Here is a 22363-nt window from a genome sequence, read left to right as displayed (position 1 = left end):
AAAGAAGTCATGTCTGCCGTGCAATTGCCCCCTGTCGAGCCCGGCATCGAAGCCGTCGCTGCGAACCTGGACGAGAACATCAGTACGTTCCTGGTCAAGAAGGGTCGTCTCAAGGAGGCGGACCTGGTGCGTGCGCGGCGCGTGCATGAGGAATCCGACAGCGATTCGCTCGTCGACCTGCTCACCCGGCTCGGCCTGGTTTCCGAGCGTGACATGGCCGAATCGATGGCCGAACTGCTCCGGCTACCGATGCTCGGAGCCAAGGATTTCCCGGAAGCGCCGCCAGCCAACGTGACCTTGTCGGTGCGCTTCCTCAAGCAGTACCACGTCGTCCCGGTCAGCGAGAGCGAGACCGAGGTCGGCCTGCTCGTGGCCGATCCCGCCGAGCCGTATCCGGCCCGCGCGGTGGAACTGGCGACCGCCAAGAAAGTATCGCTGCTGGTCGGCCTGCGCTCGGAGATCGATGATCTGATCGAGCGCTACTACGGCCAGGGCCGCTCGGCCATGGGCACCATCGTCGAGACCCTGTCCGACGAGGCCACCCGCGGCGAAGACGACATCGAGCACCTGCGCGATCTCGCGTCCGAGGCGCCGGTGATCCGACTCGTCAACCTGATCGTGCAGCGCGCGGTCGAGCAACGCGCTTCGGATATCCATATCGAACCGTTCGAAAGCCGCCTCAAGGTTCGCTACCGTATCGACGGCGTGCTGCATGAAGTCGAGTCGCCGCCGGCGGCGTCGACCGCTGCGGTGATCTCGCGCGTCAAGATCATGGCCAAGCTCAACATCGCCGAGCGCCGCCTGCCGCAGGACGGCCGCATCATGTTGCGCGTGCAGGGCAAGGAACTCGATCTGCGCGTCTCCACCGTGCCCACATCATGGGGCGAGTCGGTCGTCATGCGTATCCTCGACCGCGAAAGCGTGGTGTTCGATTTCCACACGCTAGGCTTCACCGACGAATTCCTGCCGCGCTTCATGAAGGTGCTGGAACTGCCTCACGGCATAATGCTCGTGACCGGTCCGACCGGCTCGGGCAAGACCACGACGCTGTACACGGCGCTGTCCAAGCTCAACCAGCCCGACGTCAAGATCATCACGGTCGAAGACCCGGTCGAATACCAGATCGAAGGCATCAACCAGATCCAGGCCAAGCCGCAGATCGGCCTGGACTTCAGCCATGCGCTGCGCTCCATCGTGCGCCAGGATCCCGACATCATCATGATCGGGGAAATGCGCGACCTGGAAACCTGCCGCATCGCGATCCAGTCGGCGCTCACCGGCCATCTCGTGCTTTCGACGCTACATACGAACAACGCCGCAGGCGGTATCACCCGCCTGCTCGACATGGGCGTGGAAGACTATCTGCTGACCTCGACCGTCAACGGCATCCTCGCGCAGCGCCTCGTGCGGCGCCTGGACAAGGACCATGCCGAACCCTATACGCCGCTGCCCGAGGTCGTGCGCGAGTTCAACCTCGACAAGCTCGGTGGCCCGGGTCCGCTGCAGCTGTACAAGCCCATGCCCAGCCCGAACTATCCCAGTGGCTACTACGGCCGCACCACGATCATGGAATTCATGGTCATGTCCGATCCGTTGCGGCGGCTGGTCATGCAGCACGCCGGCATGGGTGACCTCGAACAGCAGGCGCGCAGCGAAGGCATGCGCACCATGTACGAGGACGGCCTGGTCAAGTCGCTGGCCGGCGTCACCACGCTCGAAGAAGTGCTGCGCGTCTCGCAGGAAGGCTAGGGGCGGTTCCGCACCTGGCCGTCTTTTGATTCTCCACCCCAAGAACTCACGTTAGCTCTCGCCGATGCCCTTGTTCCGCTACAAAGCCGTAACGCCCGCCGGCGAGACGCTCGAAGGCCAGATGGAGGCCGCGTCCACCGACGAGGTCATCGCGAAGCTGCAGGACGCCGGCAACATTCCGCTGGATGCGCGTGCGGCCGATACGGCCGACGGCAGCAGCCTGCTGAGCCTGCTGGCCCGACGCAATACCTTCGGCGCGTCTCAGGTCGTGCAGTTCACGCAGCAGCTGGCGACCATGCTCGGCGCGGGCCAGCCGCTGGACCGCGCACTGCAGATCGTGCTCGACCTGCCCAGCGACGAGAAAGCCCGCCGCATGCTCGAGCGTGTGCGCGATACGGTGCGTGGCGGTGCGCCGCTGTCGGATGCGCTCGAGGCTGAGCACGGCGTGTTCTCGCGCCTGTACGTGAACATGGTGCGCGCCGGCGAAGCCGGCGGCTCGCTCGACGAGACCCTGCGCCGCCTGGCCGAGTACCTCGAGCGTACGCGCGAGCTGCGCGGCAACGTCATCAACGCAATGATCTATCCGGCCTTCCTGATCGGAATGGTGTTCGCGTCGCTGATGATCCTGCTGATCTACGTGGTGCCGCAGTTCGTGCCGATGTTCAACGACATGGGCGTGGATATGCCGCTGATCACACGCATCGTCTTTGGCATCGGCACCATACTGCAGAAATTCTGGTGGCTGATGATCGTCGTGGGCGTGTTCGGCTTCGTCTGGCTGCGCAAGCAGTATTCGCAGCCGGACACGCGTCTGGCGATGGATTCGCGGCTGCTTTCGGTGAAGGTGCTGGGCGACGTCATCCTGAAGCTGGAGACCGCGCGCCTGACGCGCACGTTGGGAACTTTGGTCAAGAACGGCGTTCCGTTGTTGGGCGCGATGACGATCGCGCGCAATGTCATGAGTAACGCGGCGCTGTCCGAAGCGGTGGCTGCGGCCACGGAAGAGGTCAAGCGTGGCAATGGCCTGGGTTTCGCCCTGAGCCAGAGCAAGCGCTTCCCCAAGCTGGCTCTGCAGATGGTCGCGGTCGGCGAAGAATCCGGCGAACTGGACGGCATGCTGCTCAAGACGGCAGACACCTTCGACCTCGAAGTCAAGAATACGCTGGACCGGCTGCTGGCCGCGCTGGTCCCGGTGGTGACGATCGTGATGACGGTACTGGTGGCGATGATCATGATGGCGATCATCCTGCCGATCATGAACCTGGCCGGTTCGGTTCAATAATTCGGGAGAATGTAATGAAGTATAACTTTGCAGGCCGCAACGGCGTGCGCCGCTCCTCTGGCTTCAGCCTGCTGGAAATGCTGGCCGTGATCGTGCTGATCGGCATCGTCGCCGGCATCGTGGTCAATCAGGTCGGCAAGAACGTCGACAAGGGCAAGTGGAACGCAGGCAAGGCGCAAGTGCAGAAGCTGGCGATGAGCATCGAATCCTACGGGCTCGACAATGGTGGCCCGCCGGAGCGCCTCGAGGATCTGGTCTCCAAGCCGTCCAACGCGCCGAACTGGAAGTCCGGGTACGCCAAGGAATCGGACCTCAAGAGCCCGTTCGGCAGCGCCTTCGGCTACAAGAAGCCCGGCGAGCACGGCGACTTCGACATCGTGTTCTATGGCAAGGACGGCAAGCCGGGCGGCGAGGAATACAACGCTGACCACGGTAACTGGCAGTAATGGGTCATGAGAATGGCGGACGGCGAATCGCGCATCGGCTTTGCCGAACCGGGCATCTGCCCGGGCGCTGACGCCCGTCGTGACGGCGTCTGCCGTCGCGGCGTCGCCATTCCGCACATGCACCAGCGCGGTTTCAGCCTGCTGGAACTCATGGCGGTACTGATCCTGATCGCCATCGCCGTGACCATTGCGTCGGTCTCGGTCGCCAACAGTCTGGGCAGCGCCAGGATCCAGGCGGTCAGCCGCGAACTCGTCGCGGCGCTGCGCTACACGCGCGGCCAAGCCATCGTCAAAGGCCAGCAGAAGACGCTGGACGTTGACCTGGAAGACATGAGCTATACCGCGCCGGGCAAGTCCGCGGTGAAGTTTCCGGACAAGGTCGAGATCAAGCTGCTGACCGCGCAGAACGAACTGATCCACGACAAGGCCGGACGTATCCGCTTCTATCCCGACGGCAGCTCGACCGGCGGTCATATTTCGGTCATTGCCGGCGCACGCGAGTGGCGTGTCAATGTCGGCTGGCTGACCGGCGAAGTCGACCTCGAAGAGTTGAAACTGCGATGAGCATCTCTCCGCGCGTGCGCCGCGCCCTGCCGCCCAAGGCGGCGCGCCAGCGCGGTTTCAGCCTGATCGAAATGGTTGCGGCCTTCGTCGTGTTCGCGCTGGGCTTCGGCGTGCTCATGGGCATCCTGTCGGCATCGATCCGCAATACCCGTCTTGCCGCCGATTACACCCAGGCGGCGCTCTGGGCCCAGTCGCTGCTGGACGTGGTCGGTATCGGCGAAAAGCTCGAGCCCGGCCGCAAGAGCGGGCGCTTCGACGACGCATTCCGCTGGGAGCTGGACATCAGCAAATACGAACCGCCGCCCTCCGAGAATGCGGGGCCGACGGCGGAAAGCTTCCAGAGCATCGAACTGTTCCGCGTCGACCTGGAGGTGCTCTGGGGCGAGAGACGCAGTCCGCGCAGTGCCCATTTCGTCTCGTTACGTTCGGCCAACGCCGAGGCCAGCGGGATCGGCGGTGCGTCCGGCGAGCGCAGCGACGGCGTCAACGGCAACGAAGGCACGAAACGATGAGGGCGCCCTGTCGGAACTCCGCCGGCTTCAGTCTGCTCGAGGTGCTGCTGGCGATCACCCTGCTCGCGCTGCTGCTGACGGGTGCCATGAGCGGCATCCGCACGGCTACCCGGGCGATGCATGCGGGCGAGCAGGTTATCGAGCGCACCAACCGCCTGCGTGTCGCACAGGAATTCATCCGCCGCGAGCTTGGCCGCAGCCTGCCGCTCGCGTTCGGCCAGGAACACGGCAGCGGCGCCAATTTCGTGTTCCAGGGGGAGAAGGACTTCCTGCGCTTCGTCGCACCCATGCCCGGCCACCTGAGTCGCGGCGGGCCCTATGTGCAGACACTGGAGCTCGCGCGCGGCCGCGACGGCCTGCAACTGGTGTTCACACACAACATGCTCAACGGTTTTGATCTCGACAAGCTCAAGCCCGACGACGGCCAGGCTGTGATGTTGCTCGACGGCATCCGTCGCGGCCGTTTCGAATACCGCAAGTTCGATGACCAGAATGAACTCGAAGACTGGAAGGACGACTGGGAAAACCCGTCGCTGCTGCCGGTCATGTTACGCATCGATCTGGAGATGACGCCCGAGTCGGGCCTGACCTGGCCCACCATGGAAATACCGCTGATCCTCGACACCAGCGGCGGCGTGCGCATGTTCCAGCAGCGCGTGCCGCAGCCGGGTCAGACACCCAACCCGTCGCTAGGCGGCGCCGAGACGTCGAAAGAATGAATTCGGCCCGGTACCAGCGCGGCGTCGCGTTCATCCTCGTGCTCTGGGTCATCGCGCTCATGAGCATCCTGCTCGGCAGTTTTGCCGTGATCGCGCGTACCGAGAATCTGCAGGCGCGACATCTGTTCGACACGACCGCGGCGCGCTACGCGGCCGAAGCCGGAATCCATCGCGCCGTCTATGAGCTGCGTAATCCGGATCCGTTGACGCGCTGGGTCGCCGACGGCCGACCTTACGAGTTCGACTTCGACGGCGCGGCGATCGAGCTGCGCATGACCGATGACAGCGGCAAGCTTGATCTCAACGTCGTCGACGCGATTGTACTCAGAGCGTTGTTCAATGGCGCGGGTATCGAGGCCCAGCGTGCCGAGGAACTGGCCGAGGCCATCGTGGACTGGCGTGATCCCGACGATCTGGCCAGTCCGCACGGCGCTGAGGAGGCCGACTACAAGTCCGCCGGCCTGAAATATGCGCCGCGGAACGCGCCGTTCGAAACGGTGTCCGAAGTGCAGCAGGTGCTGGGGATGGACTACGACACCTACCACCTGATCGAGAAGGGCCTCACGCTCTATTCGGGCCGCAATCAGCCCAGCCCCGCATACGCGCCGCTCGAGGTGCTGCGGGCTCTTCCGGGCATGACCGAGGAACAAGCACAAATGCTGCTGACCCAGCGCCAAGCGGTACCGCCGGGCATGCCGTCCAACCTGATGCTGCCCGACGGAACCCCCATCGTGGCAGAGGGTGGGGGGCTGACGTATAGTATCGAGTCCCGCGCCACGCTCCCGAACGGCTCCAGCACTCGACTGGACGCCACCATACGGCTGGGCGGACAGGGCGTAGGCGGCAGGCCGTTCGTGGTCCTGCGCTGGCGCGACGGCGAAGATCAGTAATGGCCATTCTAGACGTGCTCGAACCTCAGCTCGTCCGCTTGCGGGCGCGCTATGCCAAAACACCGCTGCCGCGCTTCTTTGCGTGGTGGGGCGGTGAGCTGCTGTCTTTCCTGCCGTCGTCCTGGCGTGCGGCACTGGCCGAAGGCCGTGAATCACTGCTGCTGCATATCGCCGACAACACCCTGGTGCTGCAGCGCGAGGCCGCGCGCGGCGCCACCGAATTCGGCAAGGTTGACCTGACCCAGGATACGGACGTGCAGCGCAGTGATTTCCAGCGTCTGCGCGCACGTATCGATGAGCCGCAGCTACGCCAGTTCTTCTGCGTACCGACCGCGCGCGTGCTGCACCGCTCGCTGAACCTGCCGGCGGCAGCCGAGGGCAATCTGCGTCAGGTGCTCGGGTTTGAGATGGACCGGCAGACACCGTTCAAGGCCGATCAGGTCTATTACGACTATGCCGTGCGCGGGCGCGACGCTGCCGGACGCCAGCTTCTGGTGGACCTCGTCGTGATGCCGCGTGGGGCGTTCGACGAGGAACTGGCCCCGATCAGTCAGCTCGGCATCCCGCTCGACGGCGTGGATTGCTGGCTCGACGAGGCCAACGGGCAGCGCCTCGGCGTAAACCTGCTGCCACCGGAGCGTCGTGCGCGCCGCAGCAACCAGCGGTTGTGGATCAACCTGGGCTTGGCTGCACTGACCGTCATCCTCGCGCTCGGCGTGATGGCACGCACCGTGGCCAATCGCCAGGTCGCGCTGGAGAACATGACGGCCGAAGTGCAGGCTGCGCAGGAAGAAGCCAAGCTGGTCGCCGCGCTGCGCAAGACGCTGGAAGAAACCATCGAGTCTGCCAACTTCCTGACCCAGAAAAAGCGCACGATCGTGCCGGCCATCGCGCTGCTCAGGGATCTGACCGAACGCCTGCCCGACAGCACCTACCTCGAGCGCCTCAACGTGACCGAGGACGGCCGCGTGGAACTGCAAGGCCTCAGTGACCGTTCCGAAAATCTCATTGCCGAACTGCAGAAGTCCAGGGTGCTGACCGACCCCGCGTTTCAGGGCGTAGTGCAGCCCGACCCACGCGTAAAGAAGGACCGCTTCAACCTCGTGGCCCAGCTCAAGGCGCGCGAACCGTCGCAGTCGGCGCCGCCGGGCGCGCCTGCCGCACCGGCGGTCGAAACCAAGGAAGGGAGCGCGAATGCGCCTGCTGCCGGAAAAGAATAACAGCCGCGTCCTGGCGGTCGTGCTGACGCTGATCGTGTTGCTGCTGGGCTATCTGCTCGGCGTGCACTGGTGGTTCGTCGCACCACACCTGGACATCGCATCGCAGATGAGCGATCTGCGCGAGCAGCAGCAGCGTTTCCAGGAAACGAGCAAGCAGCGCGCCGAGATCGAGAAGCGTCTTGCCGACGTGCGCAGCTTCGAACAGAGCAACCAGGCCTTCCTGGGTCAGACCGACGCGGCCGGTGCCGCCGCCGATCTGATCCAGCGCATGAAGCAGGCCGTGACCGAGCACGGCGGCGACCAGAACCGCTGCCAGGTCCTGACCCATCAGCAGCTGACTGGCGGCAAGCCCGAACTCTACGAAAAGGTCACCATCCAGGTACGCATGCGCTGCGACCTCGAGCCCCTGTCCTCCATCATCTACCAGCTCGAAAGCGGCAAGCCTTACCTCTTCGTCGACCAGCTCATGGTTTACAAGCAGAACTACGGCTACGTCGCTCCCGGGCAGAAGCAGCCCCAGCAGAGCGCGCTGGACATCCGCTTCAACCTGTCGGGCTATATGCGCAAGCGCGGAGCGGAGAAGGCATGAACGCCCGCACCGCACGCGTGATCACCCTGGGTCTGGCCGGCGCCTGCGGCTTCATGGCGCTGGTCGGCGTATTGGCCTGGATGGGGGCCGGCCGCGGTTACGGCTGGCTGCCGGAGACCGAAGCGCCGCCGGTCACGGGCGTCGGTCGCATCGACACGGAAGCCGTTGTGATGCCGCCGGACTCCGAATTCGCCGAAGTCCGCCAGCGGCCGATCTTCAATGACGACCGCAAGCCGACGCCGATCGTCGAAGACGTGAAGACCGACACACCGCCGCCGGTGCCGCTCAACATCACGCTGACCGGCATCGTGCTGACGCCCGACGTCAGGCTGGCCATGGTTCGCGACAACGCCAAGAACGAAGCCGTCTCGCTGCGCGTGGGCATGCCCCTGCCGGGCGAGCAGCAGGGCTGGACCCTGACCGAGATCCGCGCACGCAGCGTCGTGTTCAAGAATCCGCAGGACGAAACCTCGGAAGTGGAACTTGAGGTTGCCCCAGGACTCACAGTACCCCCCAGCCCGCGGCCCACGCCCCCGGCCGGCGCCGCCTCGCCACCACCGGCTCCACCGGGCGGCAATGCCCCGACCACGGTTCCAGGACAGCCGCCGCCGGATCGGGCCGCCGAACTGCAACGCCGAATCGAAGAGCGCCGCCGCGAGATGCGCGAGCAGGCGGAGAAGCTGCGCGAGCAGCAGGAACAGGTCAAATGAACGGAGTGCCACCAGTGCGTCTACGTCTGTATCCCCTTTGCCTGGTCGCGCTGCTGGTCGCGCTGGGCGGCTGCTCCTCGTCGGGGCCGGTCCGGCCCGAACGTGCCGACGAGCTGCCGACACAATCGGCGCAGTCGGAAACGATGGCCGAGAAAGTCCTTACCGGCAAGATCGATGACGGTCCGATCGCCTTGAGCCGCAGCAAGGATCCGTTGGCACAGCCCCCGCAGCCCGAAATCGAGAAGGGAACGGCCAAATTCCTCAACGAAGCCGCCGCGCGTGCGCCGGTGCCGTCCGTGCCCGATGGCGACGGCCAGCTGACCTTCAATTTCGAGAATCAGCCGATCCAGGCCGTGGCTAAGGCCATCCTGGGCGACCTGCTGCAGCTCAACTACGTCATTGCGCCCGGCGTGCAGGGCAACGTGAGCTTTTCCACGTCCAAGCCGATCAAGTCCGACCAGGCCATGTCCATCCTGGAGATGTTGCTGTCCTGGACCAACAACTCGATGGTCTACAGCGAGGGCCGTTACACGGTGCTGCCGACCAAGGATGCGTTGCCCGGGAAGCTGGTCCCGCGGATCGCCGCGCCCAGCTTGGCCCGGGGTTACGAAGTGCGCGTATTTCCGCTGCGCTTCGTCTCGCCCAAGGAAATGGAGAAACTGCTCAAGCCGTACGCCAAGCCCGACGCCTTCGTCTCGGTCGATACGGCGCGCAGCATGCTCGTGCTCGCGGGCACCGGCACTGAGCTGTCCAACTACCAGCGCACGATCGACACCTTCGACGTCGACTGGCTCAAGGGCATGTCGATAGGTGTGTATGCGGTCGTCAATGTCGAAGTCGCGAAGATCATGCCTGAGCTCGACAAGCTGTTCGGCGCCACCGGCGAGTCGCCGATGGCGGGCATGTTCCGCTTCGTTCCGATCGAGCGTACCAACTCGGTCATCGTGATCACGCCGAATCCGGACTACCTGGCTCAGGCCGAGGAATGGCTGCGCCGGCTCGATCAGGGCGGCAGCGAGAACGGCACCCAGCTCTATGTGTACGATGTGAGGAATGTAAAATCGATCGACCTTGCCGACCGTCTCAACGAGGTGTTCACCGGCCAGCGCAGCAGCAGTTCCTCGCGCAGCACCAGTTCGCGCGGCGGCGTCGCGCCTGGACTGCAATCCGTCGAAGTGCGCGGCACCAACGATTCCAGTCGTCGCGCTGAACAGACGCGCGAAAGGCAGGCCGCTGCGGCCGCGGGCGGTGCGGGCGGTGCGGGCGGCGGAGCCGCAGCGTTCACCATCGGCGACGAGGAATCGGAAGTGCGCATCACCGCCGTCGAAGAGAACAACCAGATCCTGGTCATGGCGACGCAGAGCCAGTGGGGCATCATCCAGAGCGCGATCAAGCGACTCGATGTAGAGCCTCTGCAGGTGCAGATCGAGACCAAGATCCTTGAAGTCTCACTGGTCGGCGATCTCGAATACGGCGTGCGCTGGTTCCTGGAAGGCCTTATCGGTACCAGTAATCAGGGCGACAACCGTTTCACGCAGTCGCAGCCTGGAAATCAGCAGCGCGGGCTGTTCGGTGCGAGCAATACGCCGTCGTCGAGTAACCAGAACATCTTTTTCTCTTTTATCAACAGCGAGATCGAAGTCGCGATCAATGCGCTGCAGACGAACTCCAACACCAAGACTCTGTCTGCACCGTCCTTGGTCGTGCTCAATAACAAGGAGGCGCGCATCAACGTCGGCGACCAGATTCCGGTCGTGCAGAATTACCTGAGCGGCGGCTTCACAGGCGGCACCAACGGCAACGTCAATACCGGCACGAGTTACGGGTCGGTGCAGTTTCGCGACGTCGGCGTGATCCTGACGGTGACGCCGCGCGTCAATCCGGGCGGCCTCGTCTACATGGAAGTCTCGCAGGAAGTCAGCAAGCCCGGCGTGCAGGACGTTACCGGCAACTACAGCGTGGCCAAGCGTGAAATCGAAACCGAAATCGCCGTGCAGAGCGGTCAGACCGTGCTGCTGGGCGGCCTGATCGGCGAATCCGAAGTGGCTGGCAAGGACGGCGTACCCGGCCTGAGCCGCATACCCATCATCGGCAACCTGTTCGGCCACACCAAGAAGAACCGCACCCGTACCGAGCTCATCGTGCTGATCACGCCGCGCGTGGTGGGTAACGCGATCGATGCACGCAGCATCACCGAGGAATATCAGCGCCGCTTCGAATCGCTGCCACCGATCAAGGGAGCCGGCGGCGACACGCTGGAGGCGGCCTTCGGCGACAAGGGCGGCGACAAGAAGAAGCAGAAGTGACGAATATCGGAGTAAGCGAATGAAAAATCTGAAAACCCTGTTATTGCTGCCCGCATTGCTTGGCCTTCTGGCCGGCTGCGCCGCGGGCACCACAGGCGGTGCCAAGAAGGGCGGCACAGTTGAAGAGCGCGCGGTCAAGCGCTGGGAGCTGCTGATCGCCCACAATGCCGCCGAGGCGTATGAGTACCTGACTCCCGGATACCGGTCGACCCATCCCAAGGATCAATATGCCGCATCGATGTCCAGCCGGCCGATCAAATGGAAGAAGGTCGAGCTCATGGACAAGAGTTGCCCGGATGAGGACACCTGCAATGTTCGCCTCGTTGTCGATTTCGAGCTGCGGATCGCGGCCGGCATTCCCGGCCCTGTTGCAAGTACTGATGTCCAGAAGGAAAAATGGCTCCGCCTCAAAGGCCAGTGGTATCACCTTCCGGCACAGTGAGCCGGCTCCTGGAGCCGGATTTCGTGGGATTGCGTTGCCATGACCTTTGTTCTAGCATTGGCGCGCTGTTGCCCTACCATGCCCAAAAAAGGCGGGCCAAAACCGCTGTTGCGGAGCATGGTCGGTTGTGAGCAAAAGCCCTGTGGTTCATTAGGAGTGTTGTGATGAAAAGAAATAATTTGACGACTTCGGTTGTCGCAGGCCTCGCCGCAGTCGCCGGCCTTGCCAGCACCGCGAACGCCGTTGAGCTGAATCCGGATGGTACCGGCCAGGTTCTCGTCTACCCGTACTACACGGTTAACAAGAACCAGCAGACCATCGTCTCGGTGGTCAACACCACCAACATCGCCAAGGCGGTCAAGGTTCGCTTCCTCGAGGGTCACAACTCTCGCGAAGTCCTCGACTTCAACCTGTTCCTGTCGGAATACGACGTCTGGACCGCCAGCGTGTTCGCGCTGTCCGACGCCGGCCTGTCGGGTGATGGCGCTGCCATGACCACGACCGACAAGAGCTGTACCGCCCCGAACAAGGATGTCTGGACCGGCTCGCTCGGCACCGGCCGTCCGTACCAGGCGTTCCTGCCGTTCGCTTACACCGGCGATAACGTCGATACCGGCCCGACCGATATCGCGCGTACCCGTGAAGGCCACATCGAGCTGATCTCGATGGCCGACCTGAACGGCGCGCTGCGCACTGCCGTTACCCACACGTCGGCTGGCACCCCGGCCAACTGTAACGTCGTGCAGGCGATCGACCCGTCCAACACGCTGCTGGTCCCGCCGACCGGCGGTCTGTTCGGCGCCGGCGGCGTTGTCAACGTTGCTCAGGGTACGTTCTATACCTACAACGCTGACGCGATCGACGGATTCACGATCACGACCCTGTTCTCCGATCAGGCCTCGCTGACGCCGTCCCTGGCTCAGGCCAACACCGGCCCGGGCATCGCTACCGCGTATGTGTTCGGTTCGGCTGGTCAGCTGATCCGTTCGGACTACTCGACGGTCGGCGCTCCGAGCAATGCGATCGACGCCGTGTCGGCCGTGTTCATGTCGTCCAACCTGTTCAACGAATATAACGTTGACGCGTCGGTCGGCTCGAATACCGATTGGGTTGTCACCTTCCCGACCAAGCGATTCTATGTCGACAACCAGATCCTCGGCGTGCCGCTCGAAGATCCAGGTGCGATCCAGCCGTTCCGTTACACCTTCGGTGAAGACGCCGTTGGCAACGGTCTCGGCCTGTCCTGCACCCAGGTTGAACTGGGTCAGTACGATCGCGAAGAAGGTCGTCCGCAGGGCGTCGCTCCGCCGTTCTCGCCGCCGCCTCCGGGCCAGCCGGCTTCCTCGCTGTGTAAGGAAGTCAACGTCATCAGCTTCCTCAACGTTGCTACGGCTCCGACCGAGTCGGGCGTGCTGGGCTCGACGCTGGTCACGAACGTCCGTCCGTTCGCTGCTGCTGGTTGGATGCGTCTCGGCTTCACGCCGGCTGCGCAGCCGCACTTCAGCCGCGCCTCGATCGACGGCGACGTCTACGCTGGTCTGCCGGCTACCGGCTTCGAAGCGGTCAACTACGTCAACGCCAACGTGGCTCCGGGCGTGCTGTCGAACTACAGCGGTCTGTTCCGTCACCGCGCCAGCCGCGCTTGCACCAACGCGACGGCTGCTTGCTCCTGATATCCATCAGGTAGTAGGTGCTTGCTAGTAGGAAGAAGGGCCCCTCTGGGGCCCTTCTTTTTGGGATCGGTTTCTGAGCTTTATTGCTGAGTACGCAAGCGGCTCGATTGATGGCCAACAGGTAGCGCCGAGTTCGTTCTGCTTTGAAACGTTGACGAGTCGACGAAGCTCCCGCGCACTTGCAAAATCGCTGCGGCGCCCCTTATGCAAACTCTCCTCGTGGTCTGACCCGTGCCGGCACCGCCAAGCGTGCCTTTGGTGCCATTCGGACGATTTTTCCCTCGCCGTCGTCTTGCCAATTCGTTCACTTGCAACTTGATTTAACGAAGGGTTTGCACGTAGCGGCCGGTCAGGCGTTAAAATTCGCTCGCTCTCATTTGAATTGGAACTTGTCAATGCCTGCATTGCGCCTGTCCGCCGTTGCGCTGCTGTTGTCGATCGCGGCCGCCTCTGGTTCTGCCAATGCCCAGACGACTCTGCGGCTTACCTGGACCCCGATTGGCGGCGGCCCGCAGAAGGTCTGCGAATACACCACCGACGCAAACGGCGTAAGCATGGACCCGGCCACCGGCGCCCTGCTGGCCGCGGGCTCGTTCTCGGGCACCGACTGCCCAACTGGTACGACTCCGGTTTCGGATCCGGTCATCACGAATGGCATTACCACTGCCGACATTCCCACGTCGACCACGACGGGCGCCACGCACAGTGTCACCTGGACCGCCAACGCGGACAGCTGCAGCTATGCCGGCAGCGTCACGCCGGAAGCGATTGCGAACTGGCCGCTTACTGGCAATGTTTGCAGCAACGCGACCGCGTGCGCTCAGGGGCTCACCGTGCCGGTGACGATTCCGGGCACCATAGGCGCGTACCGATTCCAGCTGACCTGCAACAAGGCCGGCTCAGCCGTAACAGCAACGTCAGGGCTGAACGTAACGGTTTCGCCTGGTGGCGGCGGCGGTGATACCTGCGTCAACAACAGCGGCATCTCACGTCTTACGTTCGGTCGTGTGCAATACAACGATACGAGCGGCCGCGACACCGATCTGACCTTGTTTGAGAACGTATTCGGTCATAACCCGGGCGGGGAGTCGCGTCTGTTTCCGGGGACGGTCAACCTCAATCAGCGCATTTTTATCCCCCGGAACCAGTATGTATCGCTGAAGTTCACGGTCCCGCCGAACTTCCCGAATCAGACGTATGGCCAGTTCCGTTTCGAAGAGACGCAGCCGGCTACCCTGCGCATGTCGTTTACGATCAGCAAGACGTGCGGCGATTTCTCCGCCACGCCGACACCCCCGATGACCGCCCCGTGCATCATGAACAACGGTCCGGTCAACAGCACGCTGGCGTGGGGCTATTACGTCGGCGCGACGAACATCTGTCAGGTCTTGCCGGGTGAAACGTACTATCTGAATATCATCCATGCATCGCTCAGCAACCTGACCGGCTCCGGCTGCACGGGTACCTGCGGCAACACAATCCAGAACCAGAAATCCGGTGGTACGGGCTGGCCGGCGAGCATCGAAGAAACAGAGTAATCCCCGCGCGGCCTGCACCACCCGGTGCAGGCTGTCATCCGGGAATGGTGTGGCCTCAGGAACTCGGTCCGGTTCTCACAGTCCATCCAGACTCTTCAACCGGAGGGCGCGCTTTTTGCGCGCCCCCTTTCTTTTTGGGGCACTCAATGCACAAAGTGATTCTCGCTCTGGGATTGCTCGCGTCCGCGACGACGGGCGCGGCCGGCAACAGCGATTCGGATACGCTCGTCGTATCGCAAGGCACGGCCCGCGTAACGCTCGGCGACGTCGATGCCTACGTTCACCGCATTCCGGAGACTGACCGCAGCGGCTTCATGAACAAGCCGGAGCGTATCGAAACGATGCTTCGCAACATGTTGCTGGACAAGCAGCTCGCCAGTGAGGCCCGCCAGCTCGAGATCGATAAGGATCCCGTCGTGCAGCGGCAGATTGCGCTAGCGGTAGAGAACGCGTTGTCGCGCGCCCGAGTCGAGAAGTTGCGGGAATCGCTGAAGGCGCCGGATTTCACCGAGCAGGCGCGCGAGGAGTACCAGGCAAACAAGCAAAAGTACGCCACGCCAAAACGCTATGACGTCAAGCACATCCTGTTCGACACGAAGTCGCGCACGCCGGAGCAGGCGGAAGCCCTGGCCAAGGAAACCGCCGAAAAGCTCAAGCGCGACCCTTCTCAGTTCGACAGTTTCGTGGAATCGCTGTCTGACGATCAGAGCAAGAAGGACAACCATGGCCTGATCGAAAACGCCGCATCGGAAAGTTTCGTCAAGCCGTTCGCCGAGGCCGCGGCCAAGCTGCAGAACGTCGGTGACCTCTCGCCGCCGGTACAGACGTCCTTTGGCTATCACCTGCTCAAGCTCGTGAAGACCGAGCCGGCGCAGCAGCAGCCGTTCGAACGTGTCAGCCAGTCCATCATTTCGAGGCTGAGCGCCGAATGGATGGAAGCGCAGATACGCGGCCATCTCGACAATTTGCGCAACCAGGCCATGGACCCGAAGCCGGAAGTGCTGGCGACCCTGCGTGAGCGGTACAGCGAATCGGCGAATGCGGGAGCGGGCATCCCGGCCACCATCGCCAGGCCCGCCGCCGATAACGCGGCTCCGCGCAAGTGACGACGGCGCTTGCGCGGCCGAGTGCCGTGCAAGCGCCGCGGCCGGCTGAGCAGCGTTGCGCACCCTCGATACGGTAGCGGCCAGGCGCATCGCGCCGGTCCTCGCGCTGGCATTCCAGCTCGCCCGACGCGATCTGCGCAATCGCTATCTCGGCAGCTTCAGCGGCGGCGCATGGGCTCTGCTGCAGCCACTCGTGCAGCTGGCCGTATACGCTTTCGTATTCGGATACATATTCCGACAGCGCCTGCCCGGTGCCGATGCGCCGGGCTACGTGCCGTTCCTCGTCGTCGTCATGTGGCCGTGGACGGCGTTTGCCGAAGCCGTGAGTCGCGCGACCACCGCGATCCAGGACAACGCCAGCCTCATCGGTAAAGTCGCCCTGCCGCGCGCGGCACTGGTGTTGGCGCCGGTGATGGCCTCGTTCGCGATCCACGGCATCGGCTTTCTCGGACTGCTGCTGGTCATGCTGCTGGCAGGTGCGGGCATAGCGCCTGCCGGCCTGGCACTGATGCTGCCGGCGCTGGCGCTGCTGTTTCTGTTTGCGCTCGGCCTGGCATTGCTGCTGTCGGCGCTGCAGGTGTTCGTACGTGATATCGCACCGGCGTTGCCGCAGATCCTGATGCTGTGGATGTTCCTCTCACCCGTGTTCTATGGCCGCTATGTAATGCCGGAATGGGTAAGGCCGTGGTTCGACCTGAATCCAATGACCGGATTCGCCGAGTATTTGCGGTTTGCGCTGCTGAACATGCCCGCGCCCGGTCTGCGCGCGGTGGCGTGCAGCCTCGGCGCCGTGGTCCTTGTCCTCGCACTCGGACTGTTCGCGTTCCGCCGTCTGCAGCGGCATTTCGAGGACTTCCTGTGAGCGTGCTGGTCGAGGCGCGCGGCCTCGGCAAGAGCTATCCGCGCGTGTTCCGCCGCAGTGACCGGTTCCGCGCGCTGTGCAGCCTGCTCGCCGGGCGAGCCTCGGGGGAAGTCTCGCCGGTGCTGCAGGGAATCGACCTGTGCGTGCCGCGTGGCCAGTCGCTCGGCCTGATCGGCGACAACGGCGCTGGCAAGTCGACCTTACTGAAACTGCTGACCGGCGTACTGACACCAACCCACGGCAGCGTGCACGTCAACGGACGTATTGGCGCGCTCTTGGAACTCGGGGCGGGTTTCCATCCCGAATACAGCGGCCGCGACAACATCGCGATGGCTGCGACCTTGCAAGGTTTTTCCGCTGACGATCTTGCCGCGCGTCTCGCCGACATTGTCGCGTTCGCCGATATTGGCCGGTACATCGATGAGCCGGTCAAACACTATTCGTCGGGAATGGTCGTACGGCTGGGTTTCGCCATTGTCGCGGCGACGCGTCCGGATCTGCTGATCACCGACGAAGTACTTGCTGTCGGCGACGAATCCTTCCAGAAGAAATGCATACGCTGGATGGAAGACTATCTGGAGCAGGGCGGCACCCTGATCCTGGTCTCCCACAGCATGTACCACATCCAGAAACTGTGCCGGCAGGCGCTGTGGCTGCGCGAAGGCCGCATGCAGGCCAGCGGCGACGTGTTCGACGTGACCCAAGCCTACCTGGCCTACCACGAACGCAAGTCCGCCGCCGACGAAGCCCGCGAACGCGACCTCGATGCCGTGCGCGGCCTCGAATTCCATGTGCGTGCGATGCGCGTCAACGGCGAGGAGGCCGAAACCCTGCCGGCGCTCGAGCAAGGAGCCGCGTTGACGGTCGAGGCCACGATCGCTTCCCGCGACGGCCGCGTGCCGGTCGTCAATATCGGCTTCGCCCGTGCCGACGGTACGCCGGTCTACGGGGTCAGCAGCGACATGGACGGCGTACAGCCAGCCCCTCTCCCCGACGGCGATTTTCGCATCGTGCTGCATATTGCCGAGCTGCCGTTACTGCCGGCGAGTTACACGATCCGCGTCCATCCGCTGGATAGCGAAGGCTTGCGCCTGTTCGACACCGTCGAACGCACTCTGACCGTCAAAGGGCGCAGTTCCGAGTCGGGACTGGTGCGGCTGGCCCACGTCTGGGAACATGCCGCCCCCTTGAGCAGGAGCCGAGGCGAATGAGCGCTGGCGCAGCCCTGGAATTCACCGGAGAACGCTTCACGCCGGAGTGCGTGCGCGAGATCTGGTACGAGCATTGGCACCGTTATGCCCTGGTCCGCTCCTGGGCGCGGGGCCGCCGCGTGCTCGATGCGGCCTGCGGTGAAGGCTATGGCAGCGCGCTGCTCGCCGGGGTGGCGGAATCGGTACTTGGCCTGGACGTGGATCCGGTCGCCGTCGCGCATGCGCGCAGCCGCTATGCCGGCACGAGCAACCTCAGCTTCGACCAGGCCGATGCGACGCGTCTGTCGCTGCCGGCGGCGAGCTTCGATCTCGTTGTCTCGTTCGAAACGCTCGAGCACGTGGCAGCTCAGGATGGCCTGCTCGATGGGCTGAGCCACGCCCTGAGCGATGACGGCCTGCTGGTGATTTCCTCGCCGGACAAGGCGACCTACGGCGATGCGGCCGGCTTTCGCAACGAATTCCATGTGCGCGAGCTGTATCGCGACGAATTCGAGCAGCTGCTCCGCGCGCGTTTCACGCACGTACGCGTCTACGCGCAGCGCCTGCTGTTCCAGTCGGCGATCTGGTCGCTGGATCCGCCGACCCTGGAGACGGCCGGCCATTACGTGACCGCCAGTAGCGACGGGCAGGTCGAGGAAGGGTTGGTCTACGCCCCGATGTATTTCATCGCGGTCTGCTCGCGGCGCCCGCTGCCGCCATTGCCGGCGACGTCCTGGTTCGGTGATCGCGACGAATCCGTCTATCGGCACTACAATCACGAGATCCGCAAGAACATGTCGGCCGGCGCGCGCATCGCCGAGCTGGAGGCGCAGCTCGAAGCCGCGCTGCAGCGGGAACGCGCTGCAGCACCCGGACCGACCGACGGCGTCGCCGAACCACCGCGGCAATCCTGGTGGCGCCGCTGGGCTGGCGGTCCGGACTGAGGCAAAAGACCAGCTGCCGCCGCGCGGCTTGCACATCACCGACGACATCGATACGCGCCACGGCCGACGGCCGCGCGCCGACTCAGGCAAGGGCAACAGGGTTACATGAGCAACAACCTGCAATACCAATACACCTTCGACGCCACGCCGGCACCTGCCGCGCCTGTGCGTCCCGACCCGAACGCCCCGCTGTTCGCGTCCGAGGATGCGCTCGTGGCATCGCTGTCCAACAGCGAGTGCGTGTTCCAGGTCAAACGCACGGGCGACGCCCATGTAATGACCTTTCAGGTGTTGCAGGCGCTCGATCAGTGCCGCGAATTCCGCACGCTGGACGAACACGTGGCGCGCATCCAGAGCACGGTCCCTGGCCTGGAGCAGCAGCGCGAGGCCGTCACCCGCGTGCTGCAGAGCCTGATCGAGCGCGACCTGCTGATCTCCGATACCCGTTTCACCGAGCGCCTGGCATCCGGTGCGACGCCGGTTCGAGCGCCATTGCGCGCGATCTTCGTGCGCGCTTGCGACCGCCCGGCCCAGCTCGAGCGCCTGCTGGCCTCGATCAGCGAATACGAGCGCCGCCACCGTGCCGGCCGCCACTACGTCGTGCTCGACGACTCGGTGCTTGCCGCCAATATCGATCGGCATCGTGACCTGTTGCGCGAGTTCGCCCGAACCCTGGGATGCAAAGTCACCTATGTCGGACCGGCCGAGCGCCAGCGTCTCGTCGAACGTCTCGGCAAGGCTGTTCCGAATCGCCAGGCGGCGCTTCAGCAAATGCTGCTGCCGCAGACCGGAGCGACTCGCTTCGGCGGCGGGCGCAGCTGGAATCTGGCTCTGCTGCTGTCGGCCGGCGACCGCTTCGTCATGTTCGACGACGACCAGTGCCTGCCGCTTCGCCGGCACGAACTTGCGCGCGACGGTCTGGATCTCAATCCGACCCAGCTGCCGTTTGCGCGCTTCTACCGCAACATGGAAGAGGCACTGGCTGCCGGCGATGAGCTCGGCGACGACCCGTTCAACCTCCATCTCGACGTCTGCGGCATCGGCCTCGGCGAGCTGATCGGCCGTAGCGAATACGGTCTCAATCGCGAGTCGCTGCGCGGCCTGAACCTGGCGCGGCTCGCGCACCTCAACAGCGCCACGCGCGTGCTCGCAACCCAGCAAGGCACTTACGGAAGCGCGCGCTCGGAAAGCGCCGCATGGATCTACCACCTCGACGCGGCCGGCCGTGCAGACCTGTGTGCCGACCGCGATGGCTATCTCAGCAACATCGAGGCGCACTTCATCTGGCAGGGCACGCAGCGCGCGCGCCTGGGGTCGATTTCCTGGTTCACGCCATTCTCTTTCGACAACAGCCAACTGCTGCCCTGCACGAATGCGCTGGGTCGTGGCGAGGACGCGCTGTTCTCCGCGGCGGCACATTTCTGTCATCCGGACGCGCTGGTGCTTGAGCTGCCGGTCGCGGTCGGACACCTGCAGGAACAGATCCGGCGCCGTTCGCCGCGCTCCCTGCAGGCGAGCACGCCGCGTGTGAACCACTTCGCGACCGACTATATCCAGCGCCAGTTCGGAAATTTCCTGGCCAGCGATCCGTCTCAGCGTCTTGGCCTGCTGGCCAACATCTTCCGCGACCTCGCGGGCGCGAATCAGGCCGCACGTATCACCCATCTGCGCGAATACCTCAACTACGTGCGCGCCGATGCGATCGAGCGCCTGCAGCAGACATTCGAGGGCGCCACCGACGCGCCGGTGTACTGGCAGGCCGACGTGCGCAGCATCATCGATGCCAACGGTCGGGCGCTGATCGCCAAAGCACCTCCGCGCCTGGGCGACTGGAGCGACGAATACGATCCGGCCGCCTGCGCCCAGGCCCTGCGCCAGGAACTGGGCGAACTCGCCGACAGCTACGACGCCTGGCCGCAGCTGTGGGAACATGCGCGCGAGTCCGGCGACAAGCTTTTGGCCGGCGTCTGACGACGGCGGTCGCATGCGGTTGCCGGCGCTGACCAGTATCATCGTCGTCGCCGCCGACAGCGGCGCCGGACTGCTGGACGCTGCACGCCGCGCACTCGCCAGTAGCGCTGCGGTTGAGCTGCTCGTCAGCGACAACGCGAGCAGCGACGGCAGCGTCACCGCGGTCGCGGCAGAATTTGCTGACGACTCACGTGTGCGCATTTTCCACAACGGGGCAAATCTCGGTTTTGGTGCCGGGGTGAATCGCGTGGCGCCGATGGCCCGCGGCGATTTCCTGCTGATCCTCAATCCCGACTGCCTGCTCGAGTCCGACACAGTCGCGCGTCTGCGCGCTCGTGCGGCGACGGTCCCCAGGCTCGGCGTGCTTGGCGCGCGCATCCGCCATCCCGACGGCAGCGACGAACCCGCCTCGATCCGGCGCGACCCGACCCTGCGCCGCAGCCTGCTGAGCCTGAGCGGTCTCGCGCGCTTCGCTTCGCACCGGCGTGTGTGGCAGGGTGTGGACGAAACCCTGGATGTGGCCGAGCGGGGCGAGGATCGAGCGGCCGAGGTCGTTTCCGGTGCGCTGATGTTGCTACCGCACGCTGTATTTGACGCCGTCGACGGCTTCGACGAAGGATATTTCCTGCATTGCGAAGACCTGGACCTGTGCCGGCGCCTGCGCGATGCCGGCTACGCGGTCCACTACGCGGGCTCGATCGCGGTGGTGCATGGCAAGGGTGGTTCCAGCCGGCACCGGCCCGTATTCGTCGCCTGGCACAAGCATCGCGGCATGTGGCGCTGGTTCTGCCGCTTCGACCCGGCTGCACGCAACCCCGCACTGCGTGGTCTGGTCTGGCTCGGGCTGTGGATGCGCTTTGTTGCTTTATTGCCTTTGCTGTTTTGGCGCAAATGGCGTCGCGCGCGCCGCTAACGCGCGGAACTCACCAGTGCTCGCCGAGGATTCCCGGCACGTAGCGCGCGCCGCGTTCCTGCACGAGCTTTGAATAGATCTCGCCGTCGGAGGTCAGCGAGCGGTCATACCAGCCGCCGATCTCGCGCCAGATCGACGTCTTCGCGACCAGCTGCAGGCAGTCGATCAGCCCCGGTGTGGCCGGAATGCCGGTGTAGATCAGCACGCTGTCGGTCCAGGCCGTGTTGCGGTACAGGGCGCCGCGCCCGCTGTAGCTCATGCCGCGCATGAGGATGCCGAAGATCAGGATGTCCGGGTTCTCTGTCATCTGCGGGTTCGGCCCCGGCTTCACCGGCACGCGACTCCAGTGTTCCACGACCTCGAGCGCGTTCGGGTACAGCACGTTGTCCGGGTTGAAGTGCACGATGAACTCGCCGCGTGCTTCGGCAATGCCGCGATCGCGCAGGGAGTGTCCCCAGTCGTCGTAGCGCTGCTCCGTCACCTGCAGACGCAGGCGGTCGCCGAATCCGAAGGCGGACAGATCCGGAAGCGGTCGCGAGAGCGGACCATCGTGATACAGCAGGATCTCGAAATCGGCGAACGTCTGCTCGGCCAAGCAACGCATGCCGCGAAGGAACAGGGCATCGCTGACACTGCCGTCGTAGTGCGGAACCACGATGCTGTAGCGCGGTTTTCTCATGGGGCGCAATCCTTGGTCGCGATGGGCGCGATGCCGGCCCGACGACGCCCAACGGGCC

General features: G+C 64.3%; 21 protein-coding genes. 20 read left to right on the top strand and 1 reads right to left on the bottom strand.

Annotation, left to right across the window (positions count from 1 at the left end; all coding sequences use genetic code 11):
• Nucleotides 1–9: 9 nt before the first annotated feature.
• The 20 genes from gspE to RUU78_RS08100 all read left to right on the top strand — a co-directional run bounded on the left by gspE (nucleotide 10) and on the right by RUU78_RS08100 (nucleotide 21626).
• Nucleotides 10–1749: a type II secretion system ATPase GspE gene (gene gspE, locus RUU78_RS08195; RefSeq protein WP_313915455.1), complete on the top strand. Its 1740-nt coding sequence runs from the start codon at nucleotides 10–12 to the stop codon at nucleotides 1747–1749.
• Nucleotides 1750–1813: 64 nt separating this feature from the next.
• Nucleotides 1814–3031, top strand: coding sequence for a type II secretion system F family protein (locus tag RUU78_RS08190; protein WP_313915453.1), 1218 nt, complete (start codon nucleotides 1814–1816; stop codon nucleotides 3029–3031).
• 14 nt (nucleotides 3032–3045) lie between these two features.
• Nucleotides 3046–3477 (top strand): type II secretion system major pseudopilin GspG, encoded by a 432-nt coding sequence (gspG, locus tag RUU78_RS08185; protein ID WP_313915451.1) that lies wholly within the window; start codon nucleotides 3046–3048, stop codon nucleotides 3475–3477.
• 6 nt (nucleotides 3478–3483) lie between these two features.
• Nucleotides 3484–4041, top strand: coding sequence for a GspH/FimT family pseudopilin (locus RUU78_RS08180; RefSeq protein WP_313915449.1), 558 nt, complete (start codon nucleotides 3484–3486; stop codon nucleotides 4039–4041).
• Nucleotides 4038–4553 carry a type II secretion system protein gene (locus tag RUU78_RS08175; RefSeq protein WP_313915448.1) on the top strand — a complete coding sequence of 172 codons (516 nt, stop codon included), beginning with the start codon at nucleotides 4038–4040 and terminating at the stop codon, nucleotides 4551–4553. Before RUU78_RS08180 ends, RUU78_RS08175 begins: the two co-directional genes overlap by 4 nt.
• Nucleotides 4550–5272 carry a prepilin-type N-terminal cleavage/methylation domain-containing protein gene (locus RUU78_RS08170; protein ID WP_313915446.1) on the top strand — a complete coding sequence of 241 codons (723 nt, stop codon included), beginning with the start codon at nucleotides 4550–4552 and terminating at the stop codon, nucleotides 5270–5272. The genes RUU78_RS08175 and RUU78_RS08170 overlap by 4 nt, the downstream gene beginning before the upstream one ends.
• 59 nt (nucleotides 5273–5331) lie before the next feature.
• Nucleotides 5332–6162, top strand: coding sequence for a type II secretion system protein GspK (locus tag RUU78_RS08165; RefSeq protein ID WP_313915444.1), 831 nt, complete (start codon nucleotides 5332–5334; stop codon nucleotides 6160–6162).
• Nucleotides 6162–7382, top strand: coding sequence for a PilN domain-containing protein (locus RUU78_RS08160; protein WP_313915442.1), 1221 nt, complete (start codon nucleotides 6162–6164; stop codon nucleotides 7380–7382). Before RUU78_RS08165 ends, RUU78_RS08160 begins: the two co-directional genes overlap by 1 nt.
• On the top strand, nucleotides 7357–7971 hold the full coding sequence (gene gspM / locus RUU78_RS08155) for a type II secretion system protein GspM (protein ID WP_313915440.1): 615 nt from the start codon (nucleotides 7357–7359) through the stop codon (nucleotides 7969–7971). Before RUU78_RS08160 ends, gspM begins: the two co-directional genes overlap by 26 nt.
• Nucleotides 7968–8681 (top strand): hypothetical protein, encoded by a 714-nt coding sequence (locus RUU78_RS08150; RefSeq protein ID WP_313915438.1) that lies wholly within the window; start codon nucleotides 7968–7970, stop codon nucleotides 8679–8681. Before gspM ends, RUU78_RS08150 begins: the two co-directional genes overlap by 4 nt.
• 14 nt (nucleotides 8682–8695) lie before the next feature.
• Nucleotides 8696–10987, top strand: a complete 2292-nt coding sequence (gene gspD / locus RUU78_RS08145; RefSeq protein ID WP_313915436.1) for a type II secretion system secretin GspD — start codon at nucleotides 8696–8698, stop codon at nucleotides 10985–10987.
• A gap of 19 nt (nucleotides 10988–11006) precedes the next feature.
• Nucleotides 11007–11429 carry a hypothetical protein gene (locus RUU78_RS08140; RefSeq protein WP_313915434.1) on the top strand — a complete coding sequence of 141 codons (423 nt, stop codon included), beginning with the start codon at nucleotides 11007–11009 and terminating at the stop codon, nucleotides 11427–11429.
• Between the two features lie 164 nt (nucleotides 11430–11593).
• Entirely contained in the window at nucleotides 11594–13102 is a 1509-nt protein-coding gene (locus RUU78_RS08135) for a hypothetical protein (protein ID WP_313915431.1), read from the top strand.
• A gap of 395 nt (nucleotides 13103–13497) precedes the next feature.
• Nucleotides 13498–14640: a hypothetical protein gene (locus RUU78_RS08130; RefSeq protein WP_313915429.1), complete on the top strand. Its 1143-nt coding sequence runs from the start codon at nucleotides 13498–13500 to the stop codon at nucleotides 14638–14640.
• Nucleotides 14641–14684: 44 nt separating this feature from the next.
• Nucleotides 14685–15746, top strand: a complete 1062-nt coding sequence (locus RUU78_RS08125; RefSeq protein ID WP_313915427.1) for a peptidyl-prolyl cis-trans isomerase — start codon at nucleotides 14685–14687, stop codon at nucleotides 15744–15746.
• A gap of 55 nt (nucleotides 15747–15801) precedes the next feature.
• The gene (locus RUU78_RS08120; RefSeq protein ID WP_313915425.1) at nucleotides 15802–16608 is read left to right on the top strand and encodes an ABC transporter permease; all 807 of its coding nucleotides are present in this window, start codon (nucleotides 15802–15804) and stop codon (nucleotides 16606–16608) included.
• A complete protein-coding gene (locus tag RUU78_RS08115) occupies nucleotides 16605–17819 on the top strand; it encodes an ABC transporter ATP-binding protein (RefSeq protein WP_313915423.1) in 1215 nt (404 codons plus the stop codon). Before RUU78_RS08120 ends, RUU78_RS08115 begins: the two co-directional genes overlap by 4 nt.
• Nucleotides 17816–18742, top strand: a complete 927-nt coding sequence (locus RUU78_RS08110) for a class I SAM-dependent methyltransferase (RefSeq protein ID WP_313915421.1) — start codon at nucleotides 17816–17818, stop codon at nucleotides 18740–18742. Before RUU78_RS08115 ends, RUU78_RS08110 begins: the two co-directional genes overlap by 4 nt.
• A 105-nt stretch (nucleotides 18743–18847) precedes the next feature.
• Nucleotides 18848–20713, top strand: a complete 1866-nt coding sequence (locus tag RUU78_RS08105; protein ID WP_313915419.1) for a hypothetical protein — start codon at nucleotides 18848–18850, stop codon at nucleotides 20711–20713.
• 13 nt (nucleotides 20714–20726) lie between these two features.
• The gene (locus tag RUU78_RS08100) at nucleotides 20727–21626 is read left to right on the top strand and encodes a glycosyltransferase family 2 protein (protein WP_313915418.1); all 900 of its coding nucleotides are present in this window, start codon (nucleotides 20727–20729) and stop codon (nucleotides 21624–21626) included.
• A 10-nt stretch (nucleotides 21627–21636) separates the two neighbouring features.
• Here RUU78_RS08100 and RUU78_RS08095 read toward each other — a convergent pair whose 3' ends face one another.
• Nucleotides 21637–22305, bottom strand: coding sequence for a glycosyltransferase family 2 protein (locus RUU78_RS08095; RefSeq protein WP_313915416.1), 669 nt, complete (start codon nucleotides 22303–22305; stop codon nucleotides 21637–21639).
• Between the last annotated feature and the right edge of the window lie 58 nt (nucleotides 22306–22363).

Source organism: Tahibacter sp. (assembly GCF_032229445.1).
Lineage (GTDB): Bacteria > Pseudomonadota > Gammaproteobacteria > Xanthomonadales > Rhodanobacteraceae > Tahibacter.
This window is presented reverse-complemented; position numbering and strand designations above follow the sequence as displayed.

Coding starts and splice junctions, on each gene's coding strand:
- RUU78_RS08100 (WP_313915418.1), top strand. CDS start 20,727: ATGCGGTTGCCGGCGCTGACCAGTATCATCGTCGTCGCCGCCGACAGC.
- RUU78_RS08190 (WP_313915453.1), top strand. CDS start 1,814: ATGCCCTTGTTCCGCTACAAAGCCGTAACGCCCGCCGGCGAGACGCTC.
- RUU78_RS08140 (WP_313915434.1), top strand. CDS start 11,007: ATGAAAAATCTGAAAACCCTGTTATTGCTGCCCGCATTGCTTGGCCTT.
- RUU78_RS08095 (WP_313915416.1), bottom strand. CDS start 22,305: ATGAGAAAACCGCGCTACAGCATCGTGGTTCCGCACTACGACGGCAGT.
- RUU78_RS08150 (WP_313915438.1), top strand. CDS start 7,968: ATGAACGCCCGCACCGCACGCGTGATCACCCTGGGTCTGGCCGGCGCC.
- gspM (WP_313915440.1), top strand. CDS start 7,357: ATGCGCCTGCTGCCGGAAAAGAATAACAGCCGCGTCCTGGCGGTCGTG.
- RUU78_RS08105 (WP_313915419.1), top strand. CDS start 18,848: ATGAGCAACAACCTGCAATACCAATACACCTTCGACGCCACGCCGGCA.
- RUU78_RS08165 (WP_313915444.1), top strand. CDS start 5,332: ATGAGCATCCTGCTCGGCAGTTTTGCCGTGATCGCGCGTACCGAGAAT.
- RUU78_RS08130 (WP_313915429.1), top strand. CDS start 13,498: ATGCCTGCATTGCGCCTGTCCGCCGTTGCGCTGCTGTTGTCGATCGCG.
- RUU78_RS08110 (WP_313915421.1), top strand. CDS start 17,816: ATGAGCGCTGGCGCAGCCCTGGAATTCACCGGAGAACGCTTCACGCCG.
- RUU78_RS08170 (WP_313915446.1), top strand. CDS start 4,550: ATGAGGGCGCCCTGTCGGAACTCCGCCGGCTTCAGTCTGCTCGAGGTG.
- RUU78_RS08135 (WP_313915431.1), top strand. CDS start 11,594: ATGAAAAGAAATAATTTGACGACTTCGGTTGTCGCAGGCCTCGCCGCA.
- RUU78_RS08125 (WP_313915427.1), top strand. CDS start 14,685: ATGGTGTGGCCTCAGGAACTCGGTCCGGTTCTCACAGTCCATCCAGAC.
- gspG (WP_313915451.1), top strand. CDS start 3,046: ATGAAGTATAACTTTGCAGGCCGCAACGGCGTGCGCCGCTCCTCTGGC.
- RUU78_RS08175 (WP_313915448.1), top strand. CDS start 4,038: ATGAGCATCTCTCCGCGCGTGCGCCGCGCCCTGCCGCCCAAGGCGGCG.
- gspE (WP_313915455.1), top strand. CDS start 10: ATGTCTGCCGTGCAATTGCCCCCTGTCGAGCCCGGCATCGAAGCCGTC.
- RUU78_RS08180 (WP_313915449.1), top strand. CDS start 3,484: ATGAGAATGGCGGACGGCGAATCGCGCATCGGCTTTGCCGAACCGGGC.
- RUU78_RS08160 (WP_313915442.1), top strand. CDS start 6,162: ATGGCCATTCTAGACGTGCTCGAACCTCAGCTCGTCCGCTTGCGGGCG.